We start from the raw sequence: 2,371 nt of genomic DNA on the forward strand, positions 1-2,371 counted from the left end.
AGAAATCGACAGCGTTCGTTCCTCGGTGAGCTGGACCCTGGGCAACAACCTGGAGAACCTGACGCTGACCGGTGCTGCCGCGATCAACGGCAGCGGCAACGCGCTGGACAACGTGCTGACCGGTAACGCCGCAGCGAACGTGTTGAGCGGTGGCGCAGGCAACGATCGTCTCGATGGCGGTGCTGGCAACGACACCCTGATCGGAGGGGCGGGGACTGACATCCTGACCGGCGGCGCCGGAGCTGATCGTTTCGTTTTCAGTTCGTTGAGTGAGTTGGGCAAGGACGGGGCGGGCGACGTCATCCTCGATTTCAGCCGCCTGCAAGGCGACAAGATCGATCTGTCGAAACTGGATGCCAATGCGCTGACCCCACTGTTCAACAAATTCAGCTTTGTCGATGCGGGGGATTTCACTGGCGCGGGGCAGTTGCGCTTCGTTGATCATGTGCTCTACGGCAACGTCAACGATGATCTGGGCGCGGACTTCGAAATCCAGTTGGTCGGTGTCAATACCTTCAACGCCAACGATCTGGTCGCCTGAAAACAAGTTCGGGGCTCGGTGAAAACACACCTGGGCCCGAACATTCCCCTCGGGATTCGGATCAGAACAGTTGGGTGAACAACCAGTAAAGGCTGCCGGACAACAGGATGGCGGCTGGCAGCGTGAGCACCCAAGCCATCAGCAGGTTGCGGATCGTGCGCATCTGCAGGCCACCGCCGTTGGCGACCATCGTACCGGCCACGCCCGAGGACAGCACATGGGTGGTGGACACCGGCAGGCCGAACACGTCGGCAGCGCCAATGGTCAGCATCGCGACCGTTTCAGCCGAGGCGCCTTGGGCGTAGGTGAGGTGCGACTTGCCGATCTTCTCTCCCACCGTCACCACGATGCGTTTCCAGCCGACCATGGTGCCCAGGCCGAGGGCGATGGCCACGGCGATCTTCACCCATAGCGGAATGAACCGCGTCGAATTGTCGATCTGCTGCTTGAACAGTTGCAGCTTGTCGCGGGTGTCGGCATCAAAGTCGCCGACCTTGTTCTTGTCCATCAATCGAATGGTTTCGCTGGTCAGGTACATGTCGTTGCGCACGTTGCCCACGGCTTCGACGGGCACCTTCGCCAGCGAGCCGTAGCCTTTGACCTCGGCACCGATGCTGCCGGTTATGGCGGCAAGGGCCGGCACCAGTTGTGGCGTGGCCTGCTTGCTGCTGACGTAGGCGGACAGGATAGGGCGCGGATCGGCCGGCGCCGGCGAGGGCGAATGCTTGACCAGGGCTTGTTGGGTGACTTCAGCCACCGCGGCGAATTGAAGGGCCTGGTCGGCAGGCATCGTGCGGTTGAGTGCATACGCCATGGGCAGGGTGCCCACCAGGATCAACATGATCAGGCCCATGCCTTTCTGGCCGTCGTTGGAACCGTGGGCGAACGAAACACCGGTGCACGTCAGGATCAGCATGCCGCGAATCCACCAAGGTGGCGGCGTGTTGCCTTCGGGTGCCTTGTACAACGAGCGGTTCTTGACGAAAGCCCGCAGTGCCAACAATAGCAACGCGGCGCAGCCGAAGCCGACCAGCGGTGATAAAAGCAGCGCGTAGCCGATCTTGGTCGCCTGGGCCCAGTCCACGCCGCTGGTGCCATCGCGACCGTGCATCAGCGCATTGGCGACGCCGACGCCGATGATCGAACCAATCAGCGTGTGGGAAGACGAGGCGGGCAGGCCCAGCCACCAGGTGCCAAGGTTCCAGAGAATGGCGGCGATCAGCAAGGCGAAGATCATGGCGAAACCGGCGGAGGAACCGACCTGCAGGATCAGCTCCACCGGCAGCAAGGCGATGATGCCGAAAGCCACCGCGCCACTGGACAGCAACACCCCAAGAAAATTGAAGAAACCCGACCAGGCCACCGCGAAATTGGGGGCCATGGAGTTGGTATAGATCACCGTGGCCACGGCATTGGCGGTGTCGTGGAAACCGTTGACGAACTCAAAGCCCAGCGCGATCAGCAGCGCGACACCCAGCAGCAGGAACGGTGTCCACGTGGTCACCACGGTGCCGAGCTCGTTCATATCGTGCATCAGGCTGTAGGCAGTGAACAAAAGGCCGATGCCCAGCACCGCGAAAAAAATCGCAAGGGTCATCATGCTCGGTTTGCGATCCAGCTGCGGTCTCGAAGGGGAGGCGACCGAGCCCGACAGGTTGGAAGCCAGGGTAGGCGTTGTCATGGTGGGAAACTCACGAAATAGGAGGCATTCCCGATCCTAGTCGCACTTTGTTACAAAGCGGTGATGGTGGTAATTCCGGGATTGTTTCATCGATGAAACGTTTTTTTGCTGATGATCGCAGCAAATTCAGTAACGGTTCCGGTGAAGCC

2 protein-coding genes are annotated in these 2,371 nt (G+C 60.7%); one reads left to right on the forward strand and one right to left on the reverse strand.

The features are described from left to right. Positions 1-541: M10 family metallopeptidase C-terminal domain-containing protein (locus OC610_RS25760; protein ID WP_408636649.1), on the forward strand; the 541-nt coding region annotated here is incomplete at its 5' end. Between the two features lie 61 nt (positions 542-602). Here OC610_RS25760 and OC610_RS25765 read toward each other — a convergent pair. Further along, on the reverse strand, positions 603-2,222 hold the full coding sequence (locus OC610_RS25765; protein WP_264431850.1) for an inorganic phosphate transporter: 1,620 nt from the start codon (positions 2,220-2,222) through the stop codon (positions 603-605). Positions 2,223-2,371 lie beyond the last annotated feature (149 nt).

This window comes from Pseudomonas agronomica (genome assembly GCF_025917275.1).
GTDB classification, from domain to species: domain Bacteria; phylum Pseudomonadota; class Gammaproteobacteria; order Pseudomonadales; family Pseudomonadaceae; genus Aquipseudomonas; species Aquipseudomonas agronomica.

Bases quoted from the DNA above. Each gene is read 5' to 3' on its own strand.
- OC610_RS25765 (WP_264431850.1), bottom strand. From the start codon at position 2,222: ATGACAACGCCTACCCTGGCTTCCAACCTGTCGGGCTCGGTCGCCTCC.